The 8,189-nt window shown below is 66.0% G+C and carries 8 protein-coding genes and 2 pseudogenes; 5 read left to right on the forward strand and 5 right to left on the reverse strand.

Annotation, left to right across the window (positions count from 1 at the left end):
• Positions 1 to 259: 259 nt before the first annotated feature.
• From E2C05_RS35500 to E2C05_RS35355, 3 genes and pseudogenes are all read right to left on the reverse strand, one after another.
• Positions 260 to 636, reverse strand: a pseudogene (locus E2C05_RS35500) (MutS-related protein).
• A complete protein-coding gene (locus E2C05_RS34090; RefSeq protein WP_192912520.1) occupies positions 633 to 1,055 on the reverse strand; it encodes a hypothetical protein in 423 nt (140 codons plus the stop codon). The pseudogene E2C05_RS35500 and the gene E2C05_RS34090 overlap by 4 nt, the downstream one beginning before the upstream one ends.
• Positions 1,056 to 1,280: pseudogene (locus E2C05_RS35355) on the reverse strand (MutS N-terminal domain-containing protein); the annotation flags it as partial.
• Positions 1,281 to 1,504: 224 nt separating this feature from the next.
• On the opposite strand from E2C05_RS35355, the gene E2C05_RS25535 reads away from it, so the two are divergent.
• From E2C05_RS25535 to E2C05_RS25550, 4 genes are all read left to right on the forward strand, one after another.
• Entirely contained in the window at positions 1,505 to 2,242 is a 738-nt protein-coding gene (locus tag E2C05_RS25535; RefSeq protein ID WP_133222464.1) for a ParA family protein, read from the forward strand.
• A complete protein-coding gene (locus E2C05_RS25540) occupies positions 2,239 to 2,880 on the forward strand; it encodes a hypothetical protein (protein ID WP_133222465.1) in 642 nt (213 codons plus the stop codon). The genes E2C05_RS25535 and E2C05_RS25540 overlap by 4 nt, the downstream gene beginning before the upstream one ends.
• Positions 2,881 to 3,018: 138 nt before the next feature.
• Complete coding sequence (locus tag E2C05_RS25545; RefSeq protein WP_133222466.1) at positions 3,019 to 3,438, forward strand: RusA family crossover junction endodeoxyribonuclease; 420 nt, start codon at positions 3,019 to 3,021, stop codon at positions 3,436 to 3,438.
• Positions 3,439 to 3,449: 11 nt separating this feature from the next.
• Positions 3,450 to 4,130 (forward strand): hypothetical protein, encoded by a 681-nt coding sequence (locus E2C05_RS25550; RefSeq protein ID WP_133222467.1) that lies wholly within the window; start codon positions 3,450 to 3,452, stop codon positions 4,128 to 4,130.
• 22 nt (positions 4,131 to 4,152) lie between these two features.
• Here E2C05_RS25550 and E2C05_RS25555 read toward each other — a convergent pair whose 3' ends face one another.
• Both E2C05_RS25555 and E2C05_RS25560 read right to left on the reverse strand, forming a co-directional pair.
• Complete coding sequence (locus E2C05_RS25555; RefSeq protein ID WP_338045194.1) at positions 4,153 to 5,271, reverse strand: replication protein RepA; 1,119 nt, start codon at positions 5,269 to 5,271, stop codon at positions 4,153 to 4,155.
• A 414-nt stretch (positions 5,272 to 5,685) separates the two neighbouring features.
• On the reverse strand, positions 5,686 to 6,591 hold the full coding sequence (locus E2C05_RS25560) for a GNAT family N-acetyltransferase (RefSeq protein ID WP_133222468.1): 906 nt from the start codon (positions 6,589 to 6,591) through the stop codon (positions 5,686 to 5,688).
• A gap of 1,318 nt (positions 6,592 to 7,909) precedes the next feature.
• Between E2C05_RS25560 and E2C05_RS25565 the strand changes: the two genes are divergently transcribed.
• Positions 7,910 to 8,189 (forward strand): helix-turn-helix domain-containing protein (locus E2C05_RS25565; RefSeq protein ID WP_205083060.1); only part of this gene is annotated, 280 nt, incomplete at its 3' end.

The following is an 8,189-nucleotide window of genomic DNA, read 5'->3' on the forward strand; positions in this document are numbered from 1 at the left end:
CGCCCTCGCTGCCCACAGGCCCATCATCTGCTTTCCGATCTTCGATCTCGTTCATGCCGCACATCATCGTTCCGGGTTCGCCTTGGGCAAAAGGGTGTCCAGGGAAACCGGGTGCAGCTCACTGCAACGTACTGGTGCAGAGTTTCAAGAGGACCCGTGCCAACGGAGAGCCATCCACACAGGGTCGAACTCGGCGGTTCGGGCGTGAGTATGTCGCGCCTTGCGCGCATCGTCCGTCGCCCTCTCAGGCGAGGGCACGTCAAGCTTGGCCATGAGGCGTTTCACTTGCCTCCACTGGGCTTGCAGCCACTTCGCCGGCTTGCTCGGCCAGCAGCTGCTCCGCCCGGCGCAGCACCGAGCGCGGCAGGACTGCCAGCGCCGCCACCTGCAGGCCGTAGGATCGCCCCGCTCGGCCCGGCATGACGCGATAGCTGAAGACGGCCCCGTGCCGCCCCGCCGAGGCGTCCATCGCCATGCACACTGCGTGCGGCACCGCCTCCGCCGCGTCCGCAAGCTCGTGGGAGTGTGTCGAGAACAGGGTCCGGCAGCCGAGGTCGTGCGGTGCTCCATCGCGGCCTGCGCAATGGGCAAGGCATCCTGCGTCGAAGTTGCGCGTCCGACCTCGTCCAGGATCACCAGCGAACGCGGCTCCGCCCCGTGGTGGACTGGACGTGCCTGAGCAGAGCGGCGAGGGCGGCTCGCTCTGGGGGCGAGAAGCCCTGCAGCGCCTCCCGCCCGCCCTCACTGTAGGTGGCCGCGAGGACCTTGCCGGACGTTGCCTCGTCCGGCACCTCCTCCGCCAGGTCGGAGAAGGGAGCCCCCTGCCCTCGCGCCACGACCGCGAGCGCGTCAGAGCCCTCCGGCCAGCGGGCTACCAGCAGCTCGGCCGGGCTGATCCGGGCGAGCGCCGGACCGCAGCCCTCGAGCGAGGCCATCAGGGTGCCGGTCTCACCGGTGGACAGGTCGGTCCAGGCGAGGCCGATGGCCTGCCCCGCACCGAGCGCAACCGCGAGGCTGTTGGGCCGACCGGAGGCGAGAACGGCGTCGTCAACCAACGTGGCCGGCGTGAGGCGGTTAAGCAGTCGCCTGCTGCCGGGCTCGGGTGGCGGCTCCGAGACGACCACCTTGTGGCCAGCCGCGAGGAGACGGCCGACCATGGCTTCAGCCGAGCCGGCCGGAATGCCGCACATCGGGATGTCGGGGCCGTCCTTCTGGCGCCGGCGAGTGAGCTGCAGCCCGAGGGCGCGGGAGACAACGGACGCGTCGTTTCCGAGGACCTCATAGAACTCGCCGCCGTGTTATAGGATCAGGTAGCCCGGCGCGGCGGCACGGGCGGCAGTGTGAGCCTGGAGCATCCGTGGGTCCACGGCAGTTGCGGCTGCTAGCCGGCCAGGGTGCTCACTGCCTACAGCGACCACCGAACTCCAGGGAAATGTTGGACGCGTCGAACTTTCGGCTGCCGTTCCTCCGTCGTACACTCTAGATACAATGGCTTGGCAGTCGCATGGGGGATGCGATGAGTGGGACACGTGAGCTGGAACGTCCGAAACCAGCGAAGACAGGGGCAGTACAGCGCGGGAAGCCCAACTTAGATGCGAAGCCAAAATGGCTTGTCGTCGCCAGTGGGAAAGGCGGCAGCGGAAAGACAAGTACCAGCCTCAACCTTGCCGTCTACGCGGCCCATGAAGGGCTGAAGGTTGTCGCTGTAGATCTTGATCGGCAGGCGAGCCTGACCCGCTGGTACGAACGAAGGCCGGAGGAGGCACCTGCGCTGGTCCTCTGGGCCGGGGGCCTATCAGATGCTTCCCGGGTGATTGAGGAGATTGGCGCTCTCAACGACGTCGACCTGGTCGTTGTGGATACCCCGCCGGGGTTGGATGACCACGCGGAGGCGACCCGCCTGCTGGTGACGAAGGCCGATTTCGTTCTGGTTCCGACGACTCAGGGAACCGCCGATATCGATTCGGTTGTTGAATGGATGAAGTTCCTCAAGCGCGAGCGCGCCAAGGCAGGATTCCTGCTCAACAAGGTGCAGCGCACGCACACGCGGTACCGCACGGCGAAGCTCCGCCTGAACCGCGCCGGAGCGCTATGCCCGGTAGACGTCCGGCTTCTCGACGACATTGAAGCAACCCACGACCACGGTGTGGGTGTGTGCGAAATCCGGCGGAGCCGGGGCGCCGAGGATCTCGCCGCCGTATGGGACTACGTGAAGCAGCAGCTGGAGCTAGGCACCGAATGAGCGGCTTTGTTCTCAAACCAGCTACAAGGCGCCGGACGGAGCCTGTCTCCGCGCTGCCGGAGCATACCGAACCGACCCGGCACCGCATCCTCAGCAACACGGTCCGTAATTGCGAAAGCCCCCAGGAATTCGTTGCTGAGATCGAGAAGCTTTGGGGCGAGGCGCAGGAGAAATTCCTGACGATCGGGCGGTACCTCGTACAGGCGAAGAACCGTCTCCGTCACGGCGAGTTCGAGTTGATGGTTGCGACCCAGCTGCCATTCGGCAAGAACGTGGCCTACCAACTTCGCATTGTGGCCCTGGCGGTGGAGCAGAACCGGCTCGAGGAGCGTGAACTTCCCAGGAGCTACAGCAATGCGTTCCGGCTCGCCCAAATGAGCGAGGCCGTTCTCAGCCGCGCCAGGGCCGGCAACTTGGTGCGCCCGGACGTGACCCGACGTGAGATCGCTGAGTTCGTGAGCATCATCACGGCGGAAGCCGAGCGGCAGGAGCCCGATGACGCGCGCGTTGCACGCGAAATCCGCCGGCTTCGCCAGCGAGTGGCCACACTTGAGGACGAGCTCGCCGAGGCAAAGGCGAAGCTTGCCGAGCTCGAAGAGCGCCGCATCATCGACGGCAATGCGGAGGAGGCGGCCTGACAGGTGCGCGGCAGATCGTGGCGGCCCTGCGCAACGTGCGGGTAACGGCGAGCTACCATCGCCCGCATTGCCGTGCTGGGAAGACATTGCCAGCGGTGCTGGGCAGCCGGCGTAGGGGAGGCGGCATCGCATCGACCCATGTCCGTAGAGATTGATTTCCCCCTGGAGTTCCTGGTGCTCGGAACTCCTGTCTCACTTCAAGCAAAACGTCCGGCTGCTCGGGACGCCTGGAAAACGCGGGTGAAGGACGCGAGCCGCGCAGCGCTGCCGGAAGGCCATTTTGCGACAACCGGACCTGTCACCGTCACCTTATATTACTTTCCAGATGCGGAAATGCAGGGCGATATCGACAACATTGTCAAGCCCATACTCGATGCCCTCTGCCAGCACGTTTACAACGATGACCGACAGGTTGAGCGGATACTGGTGCAGAAGTTCGAGCCCGGCCGCATCTTCCAGTTCAAGAGGCCGTCCAGCGTGCTGGCAGATGCTCTCGGTAGTGAGAAGCCGTTGCTATATGTGAGACTTGGGGATGACCCGGCAGAGGGACTCTTGTGATGTCCGGATCCATGTCGCGCCTGGAGGAGGCGGCTATCAAGGCTCTCGTGCCTCAACTCGAAGCCGAAGGCTTCGAGATCTTCCTGCACCCGTCCAAGAGCATGTTGCCGCCTACTCTTGGCGATTACAGGCCGGACGCTATTGCGGTGCGTCCGGACCGAAAGATCGCGATCGAAGTCATCGCGGATGGCTATAGGCAGACAGCGGCAGGTCTCAAGGAAGTCACGCTTCAACGCCTGCAGGATTCGCTGAAAGGGCATCCCGATTGGGAGCTGCGCGTCATCTATGCACCCGCGCTGTCGCCAGAGTCCTCGATCCCAACCTACTCACGGCAGACAATCGAGGAGCACTTGGCTCGCATTGACGGCACACTCGAGGCCATGGGGACGGAAGCGGCGCTGCTGTCAGCCTGGGCGGTCTTTGAAGCAGCTGCCCGCGCCGTAGCCCCCCACCTTCTCCAGCGACCGCGGCCCGGCATCACAGAGGCGTTGGCGCGTGAGGGGTACGTCACCCCGGACGAGGCGGACATCCTTCGCGGGCTGAGCCGGGTTCGAAGCGAAGTTGCGCACGGCAGACTGGATCTGACACCGACCCGCGACCAGGTCCGGGACCTCATCCGCATCACGCGGGGCATGCTCGATGGCGGGGAGGGGACCGATCACCAGAGTCCTCAAACTTCTCCCGCGGGGTGAGGACTCCGGTGATCCTGGTGCTTCAACGAGCGGCAACCTGCCGCGGTGCGACGGGCGGGCGGGACGGGCGCAGGATCAGGCCGCGCTCGTCGACTTCAACCTTGGCGTCGCGGTAAACCGCCTGAGCGAGCGCCAAGTTCGGTAGAAACTTGTGTTTGAAATGCGCGAGCTTTCCGAACCCAGCACCGAACTGGATCTTCAACGCCGCCCAGCTTACCGGGGTCGGCGCCTTGAGCACATGCAGGCGGTATGAGAGCCAGCAGTAAATATCCAACGCCATACTGTTGTTGCTTATGACACGGATGGCCGCCTCTTCGATTGGCACGGGGTGCTTCTTCAGCTGCTCGAAGAAGCTCTCCGACAGCTTCGCCTTTTCGAGGAAAAGGCTTCCCTGGTCCGGGTCATGAGTATCCAGGAAGAGGGCGTCGTCGACGATGTTCTGGTTCTTCAGCCCCCCTGGATTGCCGCCAGATGCTGCCAGATGGAAGGAGAGGCGGCATCGGCTGATGCGCTCGGCTTGTTCACGGACGTCGCGAATGCTCTTGCCACCGGGCGCGATGCCAAGGCGCGAGAACCAGGCCCTCAGGCTCCTTCCTAGTTCGATCTCGCGGCTGTTGGTCTTCAGTGCCTCCGTCTGGAGGTAGAGCATGATGAGCCGGGCTCGTGAGCCGTAGGGCACACCGACGTTGATGTGCGGCAGGCCTGGTAGCGGATTCGGCTTTCGACCGGGCTCGACCAGCAGCGTCACTCTCTCGGTGCGGATCTCCCACACTTGGTCGTCCGCTAGGCGCTTGTGCGGCAGGGCGGCTTGCGTCCAGCCGCTGAAGAGGTAGCCAACCGCTTGGTCCTCATCGGCCAGATATGCGGCCGCCGCGTCGACGATGGCCCGGTCGAGGTCAAGTGCGAGCGCACCTTGTTTCCCCTTGGCCTCGAGCAAGTCGTGCACCGTGCCCATACCCACCCTCGCCGAAGACTCCGTTTCGAGTGGCGTCGACACTGGCACGACGGTGCCGATCTTGTCTCTGAGGACTCTGGTGATCAGGCTATTAGAAAATACTAGATCACTATTAGTCTGGTCACCGGAGTCCTCGGGACAACTTCGCTTCTCCCTTCGAATCAGCAGCTTAGCCTGAACGGGCATCACCGGAGTCCTCACTCCGATCCCCAAAGTCCTCAGTGAGCCTGTGGACGGCAGTTCGCGGTTTATCGACGCTCGTTTCAACGACTCGGACCGGCCGCGCGATCACCAGAGTCCTCAGCCAGCCTCGAAGCCTCGCCCGCACGGGCGTAGGCGCCGGACCGCTGTTGGTGGGTTGGGGCGATGGACGTTGAGGCGATCACCAGAGTCCTCACCTCGGCAGACCGTAGCCGTGGAGGTGGCGATCGGCCCGGCGTGATCGCGCTACTGCCCTGGCTGGGCCTCGTCCTGCTCGGCATAGCCGGCATGACATGGGGCGCGGCGCGCTGATGGGGATCGCCACTGCGGCGCCGGAGACGGCGGTCAACCGCTTGGGCTCGACCCGGGAACGCCGGTCCTGTGAGTACGGGGCCGGCATCACAGGAAACCGGGGTTGCTCGGCAGGTAGTTGGACCAGCTGCCGAAGGGCTGCGCCGAGAGCAGGACGAAGGGCTCCTCAATCCGGAAACCGAGCGCCGCAGCGGCCTCCAGCACCCGTTCTGCCTGCCCTGGAACCACCATGGACACCTGGTTCGGCCGGCCTTCAAGCGCGCACCGGATTGCCGCTGTGACCACCGCCGCCGCGTCAGCGCAGGGCGCGACAGCGAGCGGGCCGATGTGGCCCTCGGCGGAGATGTAGGCGTAGCCGACCGAGCGTCCCCCATGCTCGATCCGCAGCGCGCGGGCTGCGAAGCCGCCGAGCAGGAAGGCGTGGTGGTCTTCCCGGCGGAAGCCCAGCACCGCTTCATCGAGAAACCCGAGCCAGTCCCGCGAGGCCGGCCAGGGCTCGATCGGCACCACGTCGAGCCCGGCGGAGGCGATCCTGCCCTCGAGGACCACGGCCGGCGCAGCCAAGCGGAGGAGCGGCTCGCGCGGGTAGAGGCCGTTGCGGATGTAAAGCCCTTGAGAGGCCGTGTTGTAGGCCATGGTGATCAGGGTGCGGTTCGCGGCGCCGCCCCGACGCTCCGCAACCTGCAGGGTCCGCGACAGCAGCCCCTGGCCGACGCCCCCGGCCTGGGTGCCAGGCCTGACGAAGAGCTGTGCGAGGTACCAGAAGTCCTGGCGCATCCAGGCGAAGCCGAAGCCCACAGGCGCGCCGCCCGCCTCGGCGATCCAGAGGCCGTCCGGGTCCGCCGCCAGGCAAAACCGCTGAAACAGCGGCGGTCGCAGCCCGACATTCGCGGCCAGCCCGTGGCGGCTGCGCAGGTCGTTGTAGGCCTCCTGCACGATCCGGAGGGCCGGCTCCAGGTCCTCCGGCGCTGCGGGACGATAGACGACGCCCATGCCACACCTCGTCACGAGCCACACCCGTTCGGGCCAAGGGTCCGTCTGGGGCGAGGGGACTGCAACCGATTTCGCGTTAGTCGGGGCAGGGGGGGTGCCGTCCCTGACGATCTCAACCGCGGCTAGGCGGCCGCCTACGCACCCGCGCGGCCCGATCCATAGCCGTTCGTGACTGGCGTTTAGGGGCACGCCCGACACGCGGTCTCAGCCATTCTACGTCTGCGGACGCTGGCTTGGCTTAAGACTAACCTCCGATAATTCATTCAGGCGCGGTGTTTGTGGCCGCTCTGGCGCGTTGCGGGGTACCGTCTCACGCTCCATAAAAGCCTTTCCGGAGCCTGTTGCTGGATTGCCCCACTTGGCGCAAGCTGCTCGAATCCACGCATGTCCGAACTCGCCCTGCTCCCCGACGCTGAGGTCGACCGCGCCGCCGGCTATGCCCGCCAGGCGCTGTCGCCGGCCACGCCGGTGACCGTGGCCGCCTACCTCGCCGCCGTCGGCCACGCCCACCGCATGGCCGGTCATGCTTGGTCCGGCTCGCACCCGGCGATCCGCGACACTCTCGCCGGTATCGCCCGCCGCCACGGCACGCCAAGGCGTCGCGCGGCGGCGATTGACACCGCCGAGATCCGGAAGCCGGTGGCGACCTGCAGCGACGGCCTGACCGGCATGCGCGACCGTGCCCTGCTGTTGCTGGGCTTTGCGGCAGCGCTGCGGCGGAGCGAGCTGGTCGCCGCGCAACGCAAGCACCTGATTGTCACGCCGAATGGCCTGCTGCTGCTGATCCCGCGCGTTAAGGCCGACCAGCAGGGCAGGGGGTCGAACTCGGCATCCCGCGTGGCAAGAAGCCCGAGACCTGTCCGGTCCGCGCGGCGGAGGCCTGGCTGCAGGCCAGCGTCAGCCGCTACGACCCAATGCTTCTCAGGATCGACCGCTGGGGCAACCTTGAGACCACCGCCCTGCGCTTGTATGTCCTGCCGCGGATCCTGGCAGGGTGGTTGTCGTTCGCCGGCATCAGACTACCGGACTGGAGCGGCCCTCGATGCATGGCCTCAGGGCAGGCTTCATCCCCGAAGACTACAAGGCCGAGGCGCGCGACAAAACCATCGTGTAGCACAGCTACTACTGCGACATCCGCATCATGCGCAGCAAGTTCTGCCACGCGAGTTTGGTCGAGGAGCGCCCGGCCGTGCTCGTCGGGCTATGCACAGGCAGGGGTGCTGCGCCCTGCAGCCGGCGCTATAGCCGCCACGGCCTGCTCTTATTGATCCGGTCTGGGCTGTCTTGAACGCAAGTAGGATCGGTCCAGGTTGGGTGGATGAAGCATCTGGACATGCGCAAGCTGCCGCCAGCGGCGCAAGAGGAACGCCGGCGGCAGGCGATCGGGCTCCGGCAGGCTGGCCTGACCTATGGTGCGATCGCGGCGCAGGTTGGGCTAACCCAGACCGGGGTGTTCGACATCTGCAAGCGGTACGCAGAGCGGGGTGCGGCTGGGCTGAAGACAGGCCAGCGCGGGCCTGACCCGGGGCATGGCCGGCTGCTGACGGCTGAGCAGGAGGTCGAGACGCAGAAGCTGATCGGGCGCCACACGCCTGACG

It is taken from the genome of Paracraurococcus ruber (genome assembly GCF_004353985.1).
GTDB lineage: Bacteria > Pseudomonadota > Alphaproteobacteria > Acetobacterales > Acetobacteraceae > Paracraurococcus > Paracraurococcus ruber.